Genomic DNA, 18,137 nt, shown 5'->3' on the forward strand with positions numbered 1-18,137 from the left:
AACGAGGACGGCAGAAGTAGTGGGATCACTCGCGGGAGCGCACCCGGGCGCGACCGGGCTTTCCCGACCACCCCCAACGCCGGCAGACACACCGCTGCGCGCGTCAGTCGTCTTCCGGCGGCGGCAACACGATGCCGTCGGAGTCGATGGCGAGCTTGCCGGCCATCAGCACGGCCTGGGTACGGTTGGTGACGCCGAGCTTGCGCAGGATTGCGGTGACGTGCGCCTTGATGGTGGCTTCGGACACGCCCAGATCGTAGGCGATCTGCTTGTTGAGCCGCCCCGCGCCCAGCATCTGCAGCACGCGGAATTGTTGCGGGGTGAGATCGCGCAGCCGCTGGCCAACCTCGCGCTCTTCGCTATCGGTGGGCGGCAGATTCTGCGCTTCGGCGGGAATCCAGCGTTCGCCATCCAGCACCGTGGCCAGCGCGCGGCCGATGGTGTCGGAGTCGGCGGATTTGGGAATGAAACCGAACGCGCCATGGTCGATGGCACGCCGCATCACCGTGGGTTCTTCGCGTGCGGACACCACCACCACCGGCAACTGCGGATGCAGCGAGCGCATATGCACCAGCGCACTGAAGCCCTGCGCGCCCGGCATGTTGAGATCCATCAACAGCAGGTCCGCGTCCGGTTGCGCATCGGCCAGCGTGTACAACGCATCCACGTTGTCGGCTTCGAACAATTGCACGCCCGGCATGACCCGCTGCACCGCCCCGCGCAAGGCCTCGCGAAACAGGGGATGGTCATCGGCAATCAGCAGGGTGGTCATTGAGGGGCCGGGAGTGGGGAATCGGGAATCGGGAATCGCAAAGGCAACAGCGAAGAGCAGCGCAGCAAACAGCAACAGCAACAGCAACAGCAACAGCAAACAGCAAACAGCAAACAGCAAACAGCAACAGCAAACAGCAAACAGCAAACAGCAAACAGCAACGATGCGGTGACGTTGAAGATGAGAATTGGCAGCTATGAACAAATGTAGGGGTCGGGAACCCGCTTTTACGAATTCCCAATCCGACGATTTACTCCCCACTCCTCAGGGAACCGCTCTCACGATTCCCCAATCCCGATTCCTCATTCCCAACGCGCGTCAGCGCGTTAGCCGCTCATTGACCAGCGAATCCACCACCGACGGGTCGGCCAGGGTGGAGGTGTCGCCGAGTTGATCGGGTGCGTTTTCGGCGATCTTGCGCAGGATGCGGCGCATGATCTTGCCCGAGCGCGTCTTCGGCAGGCCGGGGGCCCACTGCAGGTGATCGGGCGAGGCGATCGGGCCGATTTCCTTACGCACCCAACTCACCAGCTCCTTGTGCAGCTCTTCGCTGGGGTTCTCGCCGGCGATCAAGGTGACGTAGGCATAGATGCCCTGGCCCTTGACGTCGTGCGGGAAGCCCACCACCGCCGCTTCGGCGACCTTGGGGTGCGAGACCAGCGCGCTTTCCACTTCGGCAGTGCCGATGCGATGGCCGGAGACGTTGATCACGTCGTCCACGCGGCCGGTGATCCAGTAGTAGCCATCGGCATCGCGGCGGCAGCCGTCACCGGTGAAGTAGCTGCCCGGATAGGTGCGGAAATAGGTGTCGATGAACCGCTGGTGGTCGCCGTAGACGCTGCGCATCTGGCCCGGCCACGAATCCAGCAGCACCAGGTTGCCTTCGGTGGCGCCGTCCAGGATCTTGCCTTCGGCATCGACCAGCGCCGGCTGCACGCCGAAGAACGGCAGCGTGGCCGACCCCGGCTTGAGGTCGACCGCGCCGGCCAGCGGCGAAATCAAAATGCCGCCGGTTTCGGTCTGCCACCAGGTATCCACGATCGGGCAACGGCTGTCGCCGACCACTTCGTAATACCAACGCCAGGCTTCCGGATTGATTGGCTCGCCGACGCTGCCGAGCAGGCGCAGGCTCTTGCGCGAGGTCCGCTTGACCGGCGCTTCGCCATCGCGCATCAGCGCGCGGATCGCGGTCGGCGCGGTGTAGAACAAGGTGACCTGGTGCTTGTCGATCACGTCCCAGAAGCGCGAGACGTTGGGGTAGTTGGGCACGCCTTCGAACATCACCGCAGTGGCGCCATTGGCGAGCGGGCCGTAGACGATGTAGCTGTGGCCGGTGACCCAGCCCACGTCGGCGGTGCACCAGTAGATGTCGTCTTCGCGCAGGTCGAACACCACTTCGTGCGTGTAGCTGGCAAACAGCAGATAGCCGCCGGTGGTGTGCAGCACGCCCTTCGGCTTGCCGGTGGAACCGGAGGTGTAGAGGATGAACAACGGATCTTCCGCGTTCATGCGCTCGGGTTCGCACTCGGCCGGCTGGCCATCGACCACGTCATGGAACCAGCGATCGCGCGGCGCCTGCATGTCCACCGCGCCACCGGTATGGCGCACCACCAGCACGGTTTCGACCGTGTTGGTGCCGGGAATCTTCAGCGCCGCATCCACGTTGGCCTTGAGCGGAATCTTCTTGCCGCCGCGCAGGCCTTCGTCGGCGGTGATGATCAGCTTGCTCTGGCAGTCGATCACGCGGTCGGCGATCGAGTTGGCGGCAAAACCGCCGAACACCACCGAGTGCACCGCACCGATGCGCGCGCAGGCGAGCATGGCCACGGCCGCATCGACGATCATCGGCAGGTAGATGGTGACCCGGTCGCCCTTCTTGACGCCGAGGTTGCGCAGCGCGTTGCCGAGCTTGCAGACGCGCTCGTACAACTCGCGGTAGGTGACCGGGTAGGACGCCGCATCCGGGCTGTCGGGCTCGAACAGCAGCGCGGTCTTGTCGCCGCGCGTGGCGAGCTGGCGGTCCAGGCAGTTGACGCTGGCGTTGAGCTCGCCGTCGCCGAACCAGCGGATATGGAAGTCGTCCAGCGCAAAGCTGACGTCCTTGACCTGGGTGGGTTGCTTGAACCAGTCCAGCCGCTGCGCGGCCTTGCCCCAGAACTGCTCGGGATGCTCGATCGATTCGCGGTACAGCGTTGCGTACTGCTCGCCATTGACGCGTGCGCCCTTGGCGAACGCGGGATCGACGGGATAAACATCAGCCATGGCACCCTCACTTGCGATGAACTTGTTGGGAGAGGGCACGGCAGCTGCCCTCGGTAGGCGATCAGTGTGCCGCATCCATTCTGTCCCGGCGGTCAACGGCGCGTTAGACCATGGTCGTAACCTAAGGCGTGCGCTGGCGCACATCCATTGCGGGTCCTGGTGCGACCATCGGTCACCTTGTGGAATGCTGCGTTGCAGCTACGACCAAAGGCGAATAGGCTGCAAACCGCGGACTGCCTCACGCTCCGCACAGCATCGCCATCAAGCGCGAGGCCTTCATTGGGGAGAGGGTTCCATGAAACACCGTACTGCACCGTTGGTGCGCCATCCGTTGGCGGCCGCATTGTTCGTGGCCAGCATCCTGCCGGGCGTTGCGTTCGCGCAGACGGCAAAGGAAAAGGCGCTGGAAACACGTATTGCCGAGCTCGAGCGTCAGGTCCAACTATTGGTGACCGCGCAGCAACAACAGCAGGGCCAGATTGCCCAGACGCAGACGCAGGTCACCGAGGTGCGCACCTTGCAGGCGCAGACTCCGCCCGCGCCAGCGCTCCCGGCCGGCAAAAAGCCGATCCAGCTGACCAGCATCACGCCGAACGCGTTGCCGGGGACAACGTTTCGTTACGGTGGTTTCATCAAGGCTGACTTCATGACCACCCGCACCAGCGACGGCGCCTTGCCTGAAGGTGCGGTGGGACGTTACCTGTACATCCCGACGCAGACGCCTGTCGGGGGACAGGCGTCGAGCACCGACACCGACTTCCATGCCAAGTTCTCGCGCTTCAACCTGGGCGTGGACACGGTGACCGAAAACGGCGACAAGCTGACTGGGTTCATCGAACTGGACTTCTTCGGCAACGCGCTGGCCAACCAGGTCAACAATCTGTACGGCGGCACCTTGCGGCACGCCTACATGAGCTGGAACAACTGGCTGGCCGGCCAGACCTGGTCCAACTTCGTCGACGCCACGATCCTGCCGGAAGCGGCCGACATCGTCGGGCCGACCGACGGTGCGCTGTTCAGCCGTCAGACCCAGATCCGCTACACCCGCGGCGCTTTCAGCGTGTCGGCAGAAAACACCGAAACGCTGACCACGCCATACCGGGGCGGCAACACCATCCTGGCCTCGGACCATGGCGCGATGCCGGATCTGACCGCGCGGTACAACTGGAAGGGCACCTGGGGCACGTTCGGTCTGTCGGCGATCGCACGCCAGTACCGCACCCGCAGCGCGCTGACCAACGACACCGACTTCGGCGGCGCCATCGCCGGCGGCGGCCGCTGGATCATCAACTCCAGCAACGACCTGCGCTACCAGCTGGCCTACGGCGAAGGCCTTGGCCGCTATCTGGGCCTGGGCAACGGCTCGGACGTGGAAATCGACATCGACGGCAACATCCAGACCGTCAGCACGGTGGCTGGCTGGGTGGCCTGGCGGCACGACTACAACGCCAAGTTGCGCAGCACCATCATGTACTCGCGCGTGGATTACGACCATTCGCTGGCCAACACCGGCGGGCTGGCGAGCAAGTCGCAGCAGAGCATCCGCGCCAACGTCTTCTATTCGCCGCTACCCAAGGTGGATGTGGGCGCAGAGCTGATGTACGGCCGCCGCGAAGCCGAAAACGGCGATTCCGGCGACATCTCGCGCCTGCAGTTCACCACCAAGTACAGCTTCTAAAGGTTCACCCATCGGCCGCCCGCCACGCATGTGGGCGGGCCGTGCTGCCCGCACTCCAGGAGACAGACCATGACCGTCTCGAATGACGCATTGATCGCCAAGATCGATGCCAATCCGAAGTACCACGCGCTCAAGCGCCAGCGCAACACGCTCGGCTGGACGCTCACCGTGCTGATGTTGCTGGCCTATTTCGGCTATATCGGCCTGATCGCTTTCGACAAGGCATTTTTGGCCAAACCCATCGGCGATGGGGTGACTTCGATCGGCATTCCGATCGCGATCGGGGTGATGGTGTTCACCATCGTCATCACCGCCATCTACGTGCGTCGTGCCAACAGCACCTACGACCAGCTGACCGCGCAGATCCTGGAGGAAGCCCGCAAATGAGCAAGACTTCGCGCCTTCTTCTGATTTTGGCCGGCTTGCTGCCGGCAGGCCTCGCGCTGGCCGCCGGTGGCGACATGGGCCAGGTCGACAAGCAGCCCACCAACTGGGTGGCGATCGGCATGTTTGGCTTCTTCGTGCTGGGCACCTTGTGGATCACCAAATGGGCAGCGGCCAAGACCAAGTCGGCCGCTGACTTCTACACCGCCGGCGGCGGCATCACCGGCTTCCAGAACGGCCTGGCGATCGCGGGCGACTTCATGTCGGCGGCGTCGTTCCTGGGCATTACCGCGGCGGTGATGGCCAACGGCTACGACGGCTTGATCTATGCCATCGGCTTTCTGGTCGGTTGGCCGATCCTGACCTTCCTGATGGCCGAACGGCTGCGCAACCTCGGCAAGTACACCTTCGCCGACGTGGCCGGTTACCGCTTCGCGCCCACCGCCATCCGCAGCTTTGCCGCTTCCGGCACGCTGGTGGTGGTGCTGTTCTATCTGATCGCGCAGATGGTCGGTGCCGGTGCATTGATCAAGCTGCTGTTCGGCCTGGATTACTGGGTGGCAGTGACCCTGGTCGGCGTGCTGATGATGGTCTACGTGCTGTTCGGCGGCATGACCGCCACCACCTGGGTGCAGATCATCAAGGCGGTGCTGCTGCTGACCGGCGTGACCTTCATGGCCGTGGCGATCATGTGGCACTTCAACTTCAGCTTCGAGGCGTTGTTCGCCGAGGGCGTGCGAGTGAAGACCGCAATTGCGGCCAATGGCGGTGCATCGCCAGACGACGCGGCCAAGGCCGGCCTGGCGATCATGGGGCCGGGCGGTTTTGTGAAGGACCCGATCTCGGCGATCTCGTTCGGCATGGCGCTGATGTTCGGTACCGCCGGCTTGCCGCACATCCTGATGCGTTTCTTCACCGTTCCCGATGCCAAGCAGGCGCGTAAGTCGGTGCTGTGGGCCACCACCTGGATCGGCTACTTCTACATCCTGATCTTCATCATCGGCTTCGGTGCGATCGCCTTGGTGCTGACCAACCCGCAGTTTGCGGACGTCGCCACCGGCACCATCCACGGCGGCAAGGGTGCGGCCAACATGGCGGCGGTGCTGGTCGGCAATGCAGTCGGCGGCAACGTGTTCATGGGCTTCATCTCGGCGGTGGCCTTCGCCACCATCCTGGCGGTGGTTGCAGGGTTGACCCTGTCCGGTGCCTCGGCGGTGTCGCACGACCTGTACGCCACGGTGATCAAGAAGGGCAACCCGGCGCCGGGTTCGGAGCTGAAGGTCTCGCGTGCCACCACCCTGGTGCTGGGCGTGATCGCAGTGCTGCTGGGCATCGTGTTCGAGAAGCAGAACGTGGCCTTCATGGTGTCGCTGGCCTTCGCCATCGCCGCGTCGGCCAACTTCCCGGTTCTGATCCTGTCCTTGCTGTGGAAGAACTGCACCACGCGCGGCGCGGTGACCGGCGGTTTCCTGGGCCTGATCTCCTCGCTGGTGCTCACGGTGCTGTCGCCGTCGGTGTGGGTGGACACGCTGGGTAACGCGGCCGGGTCGGCGCCGTTCCCGTACACCTCGCCGGCACTGTTCTCGATGACCATTGGTTTTGTCGGCATCTGGCTGTTCTCGGTCCTGGATCGCAGTCCGCAGGCGGCCAACGAACGCGCAGCGTTCAAGGCGCAGCAGATCCGTGCCGAAACCGGCCTGGGTGCCAGCGGTGCGTCGGGTCACTGACCAATCGCGTAACCCATCGCTGTCAACGCAGAACGCCGGCCTTGTGCCGGCGTTCTGCGTTTTGGCAGAGGGTGAGACCGCGCAGCGAGGCGAGTCCACCAGCGCCAGGGCCGGTCCGCAGCGATCGACGCTTGGCAGAGCGCAGAGGCAGGCAGCGATCCAACGCGGTGCTCACCAAGATGCGAGCGGCTTCAGATGTCGATACGCAGGACCCACCGTGCTGCGCGCGCATGCCGCCATCGCGGCGGCGTTGCGTGCCACTGCGCGATTGCGGTCGTCCACTTCGTTTTTCACGCAACGCCTGCGCGATCGCGAACAACCGCAACACCAGCGAAGAAATTAAGTCATGGAGAGTGACTAAATTGGCCCGCAAGCCGAACACTGATCACGCACGGCTTGGCCTCTCCCCGGTATCGACCGGCTGGCGAGTGCGCTGCAAGCGAGTTCGCCGGTTGCGTCGACCCATCGGCTCTCGTCCATCCCTTGCCCTTCCTGCACCTACGAACCGGGACACAGACACCATGCCTACCACCCTCGCTCCACATCCGCTGGCCCGCGCCTGCCGCCTGCTCGGCGCACTGGCCCTGCTGGCGGCACTGCCGCAGCTGGCACTAGCTGCCTGCAGCGACAGCTCCGACGTCAAGATGCAACGCATCTTGTTCAACTCCTCCAATACCGTCGTGCTGGCGCACCGTGGCTTATGGGGCAACTACGCCGGCATCGCCGACATGCCGGAAAACTCGCGTGGTTCGCTGCAGACTGCCAACGACCAATGCATGGATGGCGTGGAGCTGGACGTCAAGCTCACCAGCGATGGCGTGCCGGTGTTGCTGCATGACTACAACCTGGGGCGCACCACCACGGTGTGGCAGCACCATCCGGGGGTGAAGTACGACCCGATCACCAATCAGGGCGTCAACCCATCCGTGTTGGTCACCCCGTGGTCGGAAGTCAGCCAGTTGTTCCTGCTGGCGCCGAATCGTCGTACCACCACCGGCTATCACGTGCCGCGTGTGGATGAGCTGTTCGCCTATTACAAACAGCGCCAGCTGCGCACACCGATGGTGTTCGATATCAAGGACGCCAAAACCGTGCGTGCGGTCAGCAGTGCAGCCAATAAGGTGTTTGGCATCGCTTCCGGCAGCTACGTCGCCGCCAAGGTCAATGCAACGCTGTACACCAGTCGCGATGCTTACCGTGCCGATGGCAGCGGCATGGTCGGCATTCCGGTGTTCACCACCAACATGCTGGGCAAGATCAATGTGCGCCAGACGATCTCGGCATGGATGAACTCGGGTAACCAGACGATGGAGATCAACGTCAAGCAACTCGGCGGCTTGCTGCAGAGCGATGCCGATTTCATTCGCGAGCGTGGTTATCGCGTGGGCGTTTTCCAGGCAATTCCGGATGGCCCGTCTGCCGGCAAGTTCTATCAGAACAGCGGCGCTTGTTGCTACGCGCTGTCGGATCTGTATTTCTCTTACGGCGGTGGCCGCGACACGGCCGACAATCGCGGCAATCTGGATTTCATCGTGCGCGACGAGGCCTTCGGCCTGATCACCAGCGACAACCCGAAAGCGGCCATCGCCTACCTGCGTGCGCGCGGCAAGCACGACTAAGAGCGACTCACAACACCACTGCGCGGCCGCCAGGCGGGCGCGGACGGTGCTATGAATCGGCATGTACCACTCATACACGCCGGTTCTGAGCGCGCCGTCCACGCCCACCTGACGACCGCTCACTACGTTGTGTTAGCCGCTTCAAGCAGCTGTTACCGGCCCGCGCGGGCCGGCTGTCCTGGCGGCGGCACCTGCCGCCGCCGGGTTCATGCCATCACGGAGATTGCCCATGTTTTCCACACCGCATTTTTTCAAAGTGCTTTCGCTGAGCCTTGCCTGCTGCACGCCGCTGGCGCATGCCGCCACGGCCGATGCACACCTGCAGACTGGCCCGGCTTCCGTAAAGGTGCTGCAGATCGGGCAGCAGGCGTTCAGTGCGCCGGAATATCGCGCGCTGGCCCTGGCCGATTTGCCGCAAAACGCCAATCCGGCCGTTGCGGCCGACCCGAGTTTCGTTCGCGAATTCGCCGACCGGCTGCTGCTGGTGGACCAGGCGCGTCAGACGCATCTGCAAGACGACCCGGTGGTGGCCGCGCACATCCGTCAGGCCACCGATGCGATTCTTGCCGAGGCGATGCAGCGGCGCGCACGCGATGCCGCAGCGATCGACGCGACCCAAGTGCAAGCGCAGTTCGATGCGCATCCGCACGATTACGACGAGGTGCGCCTGAGCCATCTGTTCGTCGCGTTGCACCCACAAGGCGATGCACGGCGTGGCACACCGTTGACCGATGCGCAGGCGCTTGCACGCGCACAGCAGCTCAAGCAGCAGCTGGATGCCGGGACGCCCTTCGAAGAACTGGCGATGCGCGAATCCGACGATGGCAGCACCGCGGCCGAGGGCGGCCAGTTGTCATCGATTTTCCTGCGTAACGTGGCCGATGCCTTTGTTGCGCCGGTGGAGGGAATGGGCGTGGGGGAGGTGTCGGCCCCGGTGCGCGGGCCGGAGGGGTATCACCTGATCCGTATGGATGCGCGTAGTCCCGCCACGCTGGAGACAGCGCGCGGGCAGATCGAAGTGCAATTGCGCGACCAGGCCGCCACCGCTGCGCTGGAACGTCTGCGCCAGGCCCATCCATTGCAGTTCGATCGTGCCGCGCTGGAAGCGGCGCTGCGTTGATGCCGGCGCCTGCGCTGAACGTGGGCACGCAGCCATGCCATCGGCCCCGGCTGCTCTGGCCGATGGCGGGCGCGGTGTGTGTGGCCGCGGCGGTGTCGGCAGCAGGGATGTGGAGCGTGCGCAGGCCTGCTGCACTGCCTCTGCAGCGCAGCGTCGCTGCGTCCCATGTGCTGCATGCCGGCGTTGCGTCGGCGCAGCCGCCTGCGCGCGCCGCGCAGGACCTGTTCGACAGCGCCATGCAACAGCTGGCCTGTCGCGAGCAGGATGAGCAACGCGCGGCGCAGATCGCGCACGGCAGAGCGCCCAGGCCGTCGTTGGACGCGCGTCGCTGCGTCGCCGGCACGCCGTTGCAGATCGAGGCGCTGCTGCGCACGGCAGCAGCGCACGGCGATGCCGACGCGCAGCGCTATCTGCTTGCCCAGCGCGTGAGCGAGTTGCTGCAACGTGCGGTGGCCGCCGCACCCGCCGGCATGCCCGCGCAACTGTCGGCGAACGACGAACAGGAGGTGGCCGCGACGGTGGCCGAGCTGGAAACGCTGGCGCTGGCAGGCCATCGCGATGCCATCGAAACCCTGGCGCAGGTGGTGGAATCGCCGCTGTTGCACGCACCCGACCCGGTGTATGCGGCGGCCTGGCGACTGGCCGCGCGGCAACCGCCGGGCCGCGCGCTGGATGCAGCTGACCCGTTGCAGGCAGAAGACGAGTTGCTGGAGTCGATGCCGCAACAACAGCAGCAACAGGCACATGCGCTGGCGGTGGAATTATTCGGCTATTGCTGCCGCACGCGGGTTGCGGCAGCACGGTAATGCGCCCTCTCCAGCGCGGTCGCCGAGGGGGTGCGCGGTCGACGGCCAGGCAGCGTGCCTGCCAGCGCCAGCGCCGCTGTATCGCTGCCACCACTCAACGAAAGTAACGCGCCTTCAACGGCAGCGTGGCCGCGCCGATCGCACATGCATCGGCCGGTGCTTCGGCCGGCAGCAGCAGCGGCATCGGGCGGCCCTGGCCACGGCGCGGTTGGTTGTCGATCTGCACGGCGGCGATCAGCCGTTGCGCCAGATCCGCCGGCGGGCGACCGCCGAACACGATGGCTTCCGGGTCGCACACCGCGGTGATCGCCGAGACGATCAGCGACACGCCCGGCGCGCTGCGTGCGATCCAGCGCTCGATCGCCGGCCATGCCGGGTCATAGGCGGCCAGCAACGCACGCACATCCGGCAGCGCGATGCCGTCTTCGACCACAAGTTCGCGTAGCAACTCCAGGGTGGCGCGTTCGAGCTGTTGCGCGGGCAGCATGCCGGCGAACTCACCGGCGTTGCCGCGGGCGCCGCGCAGCACCTGGCCATCGACCACCAGCCCGCCGCCGAAGCCGTAACTGAGGTAGAGATAGGCGAAATCGCGATGCCGCCGTCCCACGCCCAGCATCGCTTCGCCTGCCGCTGCCACGCTGCCGTCGTTGTCCATCCACACCGGCTGGGTAAAGGCGTCGGCCAGCCACGGACACAGCGCGATCTGGCCCAGGGCGCGCAGCGGCTCGGGCGGATTGATGAAGGTGTCCACACCGGTAAAAAAGCCGCTCATCGCCACCCCGATGCCCAGGCGCGGGCCGGCATCGTCGACGCTCGCCAGCAGCGCGGCATCGGCGGCCTGCAGCTGGGTCAGCACGCCGTACAAGGTGGTATCGGTCAGCGCGACCTCGTTGCCAGCCAGCACCGCACCGGAAAAGTCCATCAGCGCCAGGCTCAGCGCATCGGTGGCGATGGAGATGCCCAAGGTGTGGCCGTGCCCCGGGTTCAACGACACCGCCACGCCCGGCTTGCCACGCCCGGCGCGCGCGATGCTGCTGCCCATATGCACCATGCCGCGCGCCTGCAGGCCTTCGATCAGGCGCACCGCGGTCTGCACGGTCAGCCCGGTGCCGCGGCTCAGGTCGGCGCGCGTCAGCACCCCGGCCAGCCTCAAGCGGTCGAGCATGTCGCGCTCGTTGAGGCTCAAGCCGGGCAAGGTGGGCGTGTGTGGAGGCAGCGCAAAGGCGGCAGTGGAGGACATGGCGCGCGGTGTCACGGGAGAACCGCAAGCTTACCCGCACCGGACTGAAATAATTAATTCACAGGAAGTTATTAAATTAGCGGTCTCATCCTCGACCGGCCGCCCCATGTCCCGCTTCACTACCCGCCCGTGCCCCCGCCTGTGTCTGCTGGCCCTGTGCGTCAGCGCCAGCCTGAGCGCCCATGCCGCCGAGCCGGCGCCGTCCGCGGCGGCTCCCGCCAGCGACGTACCGGTGCAGCTGGATGCGGTGCAGGTCTCCGGCCAGCATCTGTCGATCCGCCAGGCCATCGGCGCCAAGCGCGAGGCCGCAGTGGTGTCTGATGGCGTGGCCGCCGACGATATCGGCTCGATTCCCGACTTTGGGCTGGGCGAGGCGTTGCAGCGCGTACCGGGCGTGTCGATGGTGGTCAATAACGGCCGCGGCGAGGCGCAGTTCATGAGCCTGCGCGGCTTCAATCCCGACTACAACACGGTGCTGATCGACGGGGTGGCGCTGCCGTCCACCGAAACCAGCCGGCGCGTGCAGTCGCTGGATGTGATTCCTGCATCGCTGGCGCAGCAGGTGGATATCTACAAGACCTTCAACGCCGACATGGACAGCAATGCCATCGGCGGCATCGCGTCGCTGCGCACGCGCAGCGCGTTCGATCACGACGGCCCGTTCGCCACCGTGCGCGCGAATCTGGCCGATTGGGAAAACCGCCGGCAGCTGCAAAGCAGCGGGCCGTCCGGGCAGGTGCAGGGCAGTTTCAGCAACACCTTCGGGCCGGACCACCGCTTTGGTGTGGTGCTGTCGGCCGATTATTTCCGTCGCGATTCGTCGTCGTTGAACACCGCCATCGACAGCTACAGCTACTACGCCAACGGCGCGCGGCAGACTCTCGTCCCCACGCTGGACACCAACGGCATGGCGATCGCCCCGGACCGTTTCCGCCCGCTCAGCTACGACAACGTGCGTCAGCGTCGCAGCGTGTTCGGCAAGCTGGAATACGACGATGGCGATACGCTGAAACTGGCGTTGAGCGCCGGCTCCTTCGAACACAGCAACGACGAACAACGCCGCTCGCAGTGGATCAATCGGGTCGGCAATGCGCTGGTGGCCGATGCCGACGACGGCCGTTACGCGCAGGGCAACGCACAGACCGATGCCAACCGCTTCGACCAGACCCGCACGCTGCGTTATGCGCAAGTCAACGGCAGCTTCCGCCTCAATCCGCAGGGCCACATCGATGTGTTGTTCAACCGTGCCACCGGCAAGTATCGACAAGACACGCGCGAAGATGTGTTCACTGCGGCCGCCTCCGCACGGCTGGGATTCGGCTACGCGCTGGGCAACGACACGCGCCCGACCATCACTTTGGTCGATCCCGGCTACTACAGCAATCAGGCCAATTACCTACAGTCGTACTTTCTGACCCGGGTGGAAAAGAGCAGCACCGACACCACCACGGTCAAAGTCGACTACAGCCAGAACGCCGATGCCGATGCGCAGGGATGGGGGCTGCGTACCGGCCTGCAGTACCGCGATCTGCAGCAGCGCTACAACCTGGACGAGGTGCGTCGCAATCCGGTCGGGCGGGTCAGCCTGGCGACGGTGGGGACCGACGATGCGCGCATCTGTCCGTATGCCGATTTCAGCTGCCTGCTGCTGGTCGACCCGGCGCGGGTGGCCGCGTTTGCGGGCGCTTCGCCAGGCGCCTACGTGCTGGCCAACACCAATGCGCGCAATAGCGCGATCGGCGATTTCCGTATCGACGAACGCAATGGCGCGGCCTACCTGATGGGTACCTGGCATGGTGAACGCACGCAGGCCACCTTCGGTCTGCGCAACGAGTATCTGCAGCGCGAGGTGCTCAGTGCGGTGCCGCAGCCGCTGAGCAGCACCACCAATTATCTGCAGCAATCCGACGCCAGCGACCGGCGCTTTCTGCTGCCATCGGCCAACCTTGCCTGGGACATCACCCCGGCGCTGAAACTGCGCATGGCCGGCAGCCGCACCATCGGCCTGCCCACCTATGGCGATATCGGCCAGAACAGCAGCCCGGTGGTCGATACCACCGGCTTGACCATCAACCGCAGCATCGCCAACCCGCAGTTGCGTCCGCGCCGCGCGGACAATCTGGATCTGTCGCTGGAGTGGTACCCAGATCAGGATTCGCAGTTGTCGATGGCCATGTTCCACAAGCGCATCGACGACGAGATCGTGCGCGTCACCAACACCGATCTGCAGCGCGATCCGGGTGGGCTGGTCGGCACCTATCAGGTCACCACCACCCAGGCGATCAATACCGGCGCGGCCAGCGTGCGCGGCTTAGAGTTCACCGCCATCGATACGCGATTCGATTTTCTGCCGGGTGCCTGGTCGCATCTGGGCGCGATGGCCAATCTGACCGTGCTCGACCCGCGCACTGCCGACGTGCAGATGAGCGATGGCAGCCTGCGCGCGTTGCCCGGCCTGATGGAATCGCCCAAGCGCAGCGCCAATGCCTCGCTGCTGTACGACCTCGGCCGCTTCAGTGCACGCGTCAGCGCCAATTACACCGGTCTGCAATTGCTGTCCGCAGCCACCGACAACCGCGTCAACGACCGTTACTACGATGCCATCACCAGCTACGACGCACAGCTGGCGTGGCGCTTCACCAGCAAGCTGCGCATGACCGTGCAGGGCCGCAACCTCAGCAACGCGCGGCTGACCCGCGTCATCGGCGCCGATCAGCAATTGATGCGCGAGCAACTGGATAACGGCCGCGCGTATTACCTGGGAGTGGACTATGCGTTCTGATCGACGCAGCGCAGCGGCGCTGGGTATTTGTCTGATGGCCGCATGCATCGGCAATGCGTGTGCCGACCAAGCGGCCACGCCCGCAGCAACGCCGCCGTTCGTGGCGATGGAGACCATCGTCAGCGGCGATTGCTGGGGCCAATGGCCCGACGACGTGCTGGCGGCGGTAACCCGCTGCAAACCGGCCGAGCACAATCGCATCGCCTTGCAGGTACTCGACGATGCCGACGGCCCGGCACGCGTGGGCAGCGACACGACATCCTGCAGTGACGCGCGCTGCGTTGGCCTGGCACAGCTGCTGCAGTCCGCACCGGCGCAAGCGCTGCTATTGCGCACACCGCCGGCACGCATCGATGCGGTCCTGGCCGCGCTGGATCAGGCGCAGGCGCGTGCGCGCGTGACCATCGAGCCGCTGGTGCAACCGGTGCCCGCACCTGCTGCGCCGGTCACCCTGGCGCCGGGCGTGCGCTATTGGCGCCAGCGCGTGGATGGCCCACAGCCGGTGATGCTGCACATCGCCCAGATCGACCTGACCACGCCGGGCCTGCAACTGGTCGGCACGCATGGCGACCGCAGCGGCGGTGGCGAATTTCTCGCCAACCCCACCACTGCCTTCGTGCGCGATAACGGGCTGGCGTTGGCGATCAATGCCGACTATTTCTTACCGTTCGATGGTGGTCATTTGTTCGACAAGGCGTTCGTCCCGGCAGCCGGGCAGGGCGTCACTGCCGAAGGCCTGGCCATCGACGATGGCCACCTCGATTCGGCCGCTGCCACCGGCGATGCGCGCGTCGATGCCGCTTTTTGCGTGAGCGCGCGCAACGCCGTGCGCATCGTGCGCGGCAGTTGCCCGTCCGGCACACGCGTCGGTGTGGGCGCCGGCCCGCTGCTGTTGCTCGATGGCAAGCGCCAACCGCGCGAAGCCAGCCGCGCCGACTACTACGACGGCCCCGAACCGCGTAGCGCGCTGGGCCTGGACCGTGCCGGCAAGACTCTGTGGATGGTGGTGGCCGACGGCCGCCAGCCCGGCTACAGCGCCGGCATGTCGCTGGACGCGCTGACCGCCGTGCTGCAGCAGCTCGGTGCCAACGCCGCCATCAACCTGGACGGCGGCGGCTCCAGCACCCTGGCCGCCCGCCTGGATGGCCGCGTGCGCACGCTCAACCGCCCCATCCACACCGGTATTCCCGGCCGCGAGCGCCCGGTCGCCAATCAGTTGGGTGTGCGGATCGCACCTGCCAATTGAGAGCAGCGAACAAAACGACGGTGCGCACCGCCAGCTGGGCGGTGCGTATGTACCACGCGTACATACCGGTAACTGCGTGCCGTCCACACCCACCCGACGACCGCGCACTACGTGTTGTTAGCCGCTCCAACAGTGACCGACACCTCTGCTGCGCGCCCTCCAGCCGGGCGCGGGTTTCCGGACGCGGCATGCGCGAGGCGCACGTCGGTGTCCGCGCGTCGTACAGACGCACGAGGTCTTCGCTCGCCACGCCGTGGTGAGTCTCTCTGATGCGTTCTTCCGCTACTCAGTATGAGGCGTCGCATCGGTCTGCCGCTGCGGCTATACCTGTGGAATCAGGCACTCACCCGCTTGCCAGGCCGCTGGTCTGCGCTATGCTGCGCATGTCAGTATCGCTTGCATTCGCTGATTCATCGATTCGCCATCGCGGGTCGGCGGCAGAGACGCGCGGTACGGCGATCACCCTCACCGTGTCCGGCCTGCGGACACGGCGCAACGGAGGCGCGCGTGAAGCCATCGCATTTTTTCATTCGGTTCTGCTGCATGGTGCTGCTGGTCATCACCGGCTGCTCGCCAGCGGCGCAATCGCGCTATCGGCCCGATCGTAACTTCACTGACCCCAAGGCATTGGCGTTGGCGCTGGCAGCCGAGCAGGGCGATGCCGAAGAAGTGCGTCGGCTGATGAAGGTGGAGGGCGTGAACCCGGACACGATCTTCTCCAAGGACGGCCATCCACTGTTGTTCTGGCCGATCTTTACCCACAACCCGACCGGGTTGAAGGCGATGCTGGACAACGGGGCTGATCCGAATGTGGCCAAGCCCTATCCGCCGGAGCCGGGACGAAATCAGACCAATGTCAGTAATGCCATGGTCTGGGCAGCCGAGCAGGACAACCCGATCTATCTCAGATTGCTGCTGGATCATGGCGGTAATCCGAATACGCGGAATGCAAACAACGAATCCCTGCTGTTCCATGCACTGATCAAACAGGACAAGTGGCCAAACATCCAGTTGTTAGTGGAGCGCGGCGCCGATGTGAATGCATTGGCGGGCATGGGAGGAACCCTTGTGGAGAATTACGCGGGCTCCGGTGGATTCGAGCGGGTTTTCTGGTTGTTGGAACACGGTGTGGACCCGCGGATTGAGTATTCCGGAGGTGCCGCGACGAAGAAACTGGATTCACGCACGATCACATCGATCTATTGGCATCCTGGAAATCCCAAGGATCCAAGCTGGCAGCGCCAATGCCAGCAATGGTTGCTCACGCGTGGATACACGCGGCCTGCGATGCCGGACCACTACAAACGTATGCGTAAGGCGTTCCACTTTCCATCGGAAGAAAAAGAGATCCCGCTGCTTTGACCTCTATGCGCAACTATTGATCGCATGCAAACGCCCAACCAGCACGTACGCCGCTTGTGCCAGCCAGGAGTGCGAGCAAAGTGCAGAGCATGTCGCGGGAGCCAGGTAGCAAAATGCCCTACCATCCAGTCGCTATGCACTCAGCCGCAATGGAGGCGCGCGTGAAGCCATCGCATTTTTTCATTCGGGTCTGCTGCATGGTGCTGCTGGTCATCACCGGTTGCTCGCCAGCAGCGCAATCGCGCTATCGGCCCGATCGTAACTTCACCGACCCCAAGGCCTTGGCGTTGGCGCTGGCGGCCGAGCAGGGCGATGCCGACGAAGTGCAGCGGCTGATGAAGGTGGAGGGCGTGAACCCGGACACGATCTTCTCCAAGGACGGATATCCATTGTTGTTCTGGCCGATCTTTACCCACAACCCGACCGGGTTGAAGGCGATGCTGGACAATGGGGCCGATCCAAATGTGGCGCTGCCATATCAGACACTGGATCGAGGCGTGCGCAATAACCCAAATGCCATGGTCTGGGCAGCCGAGCAGGACGACCCTGTCTATCTCAAATTGCTGCTGGATCATGGTGGTAATCCGAATACGCGGAATGCGAATAACGAAACCCTGCTGTTCCACGCACTCATCAAGCAAAATAAATGGCCGAACATTCAGTTGTTGGTCGAGCGAGGTGCCGATGTAAATGCGTTAGCAGGCATGGGCGGAACGCTGATCGATAATTACGCAATCGGTGGAGCGTTCGAGCAAGTCCATTGGTTGCTGGAGCGAAAGGCGGATCCAACACTGGTGTTCAATAGAGGTATTCCCGTGCACCGTTTGGACTCTGGAACCATTGAAGCTATTTTTTGGCATCCGGGAAATCCCAAGGATCCAAGTTGGCAGCGCCAATGCCAGCAATGGCTGCTAGCGCATGGATACACCCGACCTGCGATGCCGGACCACTACAAACGTATGCGTAAGGCGTTCCACTTTCCATCGGAAGAAAAAGAGATCCCGCTGCTTTGACCTCCATGCGCAAGGATTGATCGCATGCAAACGCCAGATTTACATAGACAGCGTGAGCAACTGTTGGAAGATCTGCGTGCCAGCGGCACTGCGGAGGCTGCGTCGCGTGCTGCCGAGCTTCAACAG

Annotated in this window: 13 protein-coding genes and 2 other RNA genes; 12 read left to right on the forward strand and 3 right to left on the reverse strand. The window is 64.5% G+C overall.

The window, feature by feature from the left end:
* Window positions 1–103 precede the first annotated feature (103 nt).
* Together ASF90_RS05085 and acs are read right to left on the reverse strand one after the other, a co-directional pair.
* The gene (locus ASF90_RS05085) at window positions 104–772 is read right to left on the reverse strand and encodes a response regulator transcription factor (protein WP_055850166.1); all 669 of its coding nucleotides are present in this window, start codon (window positions 770–772) and stop codon (window positions 104–106) included.
* A 318-nt stretch (window positions 773–1,090) separates the two neighbouring features.
* Window positions 1,091–3,034, reverse strand: coding sequence for an acetate--CoA ligase (gene acs / locus ASF90_RS05090; RefSeq protein ID WP_055846763.1), 1,944 nt, complete (start codon window positions 3,032–3,034; stop codon window positions 1,091–1,093).
* 295 nt (window positions 3,035–3,329) lie between these two features.
* Between acs and ASF90_RS05095 the strand changes: the two genes are divergently transcribed.
* The 7 genes from ASF90_RS05095 (at window position 3,330) to ASF90_RS05120 (ending at window position 10,368) form a co-directional block, all read left to right on the forward strand.
* A complete protein-coding gene (locus tag ASF90_RS05095) occupies window positions 3,330–4,712 on the forward strand; it encodes a DcaP family trimeric outer membrane transporter (RefSeq protein ID WP_055846766.1) in 1,383 nt (460 codons plus the stop codon).
* Between the two features lie 69 nt (window positions 4,713–4,781).
* Window positions 4,782–5,099 carry a DUF485 domain-containing protein gene (locus ASF90_RS05100; RefSeq protein ID WP_055846769.1) on the forward strand — a complete coding sequence of 106 codons (318 nt, stop codon included), beginning with the start codon at window positions 4,782–4,784 and terminating at the stop codon, window positions 5,097–5,099.
* Complete coding sequence (locus ASF90_RS05105) at window positions 5,096–6,823, forward strand: cation acetate symporter (protein ID WP_055846771.1); 1,728 nt, start codon at window positions 5,096–5,098, stop codon at window positions 6,821–6,823. The genes ASF90_RS05100 and ASF90_RS05105 overlap by 4 nt, the downstream gene beginning before the upstream one ends.
* 644 nt (window positions 6,824–7,467) lie before the next feature.
* On the forward strand, window positions 7,468–8,442 hold the full coding sequence (locus ASF90_RS05110; RefSeq protein WP_193552646.1) for a glycerophosphodiester phosphodiesterase family protein: 975 nt from the start codon (window positions 7,468–7,470) through the stop codon (window positions 8,440–8,442).
* A 61-nt stretch (window positions 8,443–8,503) separates the two neighbouring features.
* Window positions 8,504–8,580: non-coding RNA, sX9 sRNA (locus ASF90_RS21520), on the forward strand.
* A gap of 91 nt (window positions 8,581–8,671) precedes the next feature.
* Window positions 8,672–9,562, forward strand: coding sequence for a peptidylprolyl isomerase (locus ASF90_RS05115; protein ID WP_055846777.1), 891 nt, complete (start codon window positions 8,672–8,674; stop codon window positions 9,560–9,562).
* Between the two features lie 107 nt (window positions 9,563–9,669).
* On the forward strand, window positions 9,670–10,368 hold the full coding sequence (locus ASF90_RS05120; RefSeq protein WP_236699247.1) for a hypothetical protein: 699 nt from the start codon (window positions 9,670–9,672) through the stop codon (window positions 10,366–10,368).
* Between the two features lie 94 nt (window positions 10,369–10,462).
* Here the strand turns inward: ASF90_RS05120 and ASF90_RS05125 are convergent, their stop codons facing one another.
* The gene (locus tag ASF90_RS05125; RefSeq protein WP_055846780.1) at window positions 10,463–11,608 is read right to left on the reverse strand and encodes an ROK family transcriptional regulator; all 1,146 of its coding nucleotides are present in this window, start codon (window positions 11,606–11,608) and stop codon (window positions 10,463–10,465) included.
* A gap of 106 nt (window positions 11,609–11,714) precedes the next feature.
* Here ASF90_RS05125 and ASF90_RS05130 point away from each other — a divergent pair, with 106 nt between their 5' ends.
* The 5 genes from ASF90_RS05130 to ASF90_RS05145 all read left to right on the forward strand — a co-directional run bounded on the left by ASF90_RS05130 (window position 11,715) and on the right by ASF90_RS05145 (window position 18,011).
* Window positions 11,715–14,390: a TonB-dependent receptor gene (locus tag ASF90_RS05130; RefSeq protein WP_055846782.1), complete on the forward strand. Its 2,676-nt coding sequence runs from the start codon at window positions 11,715–11,717 to the stop codon at window positions 14,388–14,390.
* Window positions 14,380–15,636 carry a phosphodiester glycosidase family protein gene (locus ASF90_RS05135; RefSeq protein WP_055846785.1) on the forward strand — a complete coding sequence of 419 codons (1,257 nt, stop codon included), beginning with the start codon at window positions 14,380–14,382 and terminating at the stop codon, window positions 15,634–15,636. The genes ASF90_RS05130 and ASF90_RS05135 overlap by 11 nt, the downstream gene beginning before the upstream one ends.
* Before the next feature lie 47 nt (window positions 15,637–15,683).
* A non-coding RNA gene (locus ASF90_RS21525) (sX9 sRNA) lies at window positions 15,684–15,759 on the forward strand.
* A 384-nt stretch (window positions 15,760–16,143) separates the two neighbouring features.
* Window positions 16,144–16,998, forward strand: coding sequence for an ankyrin repeat domain-containing protein (locus ASF90_RS05140; RefSeq protein ID WP_055846789.1), 855 nt, complete (start codon window positions 16,144–16,146; stop codon window positions 16,996–16,998).
* A 134-nt stretch (window positions 16,999–17,132) separates the two neighbouring features.
* Entirely contained in the window at window positions 17,133–18,011 is an 879-nt protein-coding gene (locus ASF90_RS05145; RefSeq protein WP_161963608.1) for an ankyrin repeat domain-containing protein, read from the forward strand.
* Window positions 18,012–18,137 lie beyond the last annotated feature (126 nt).

Origin of the sequence: Xanthomonas sp. Leaf148, from assembly GCF_001423585.1 — a bacterium.
Lineage (GTDB): Bacteria > Pseudomonadota > Gammaproteobacteria > Xanthomonadales > Xanthomonadaceae > Xanthomonas.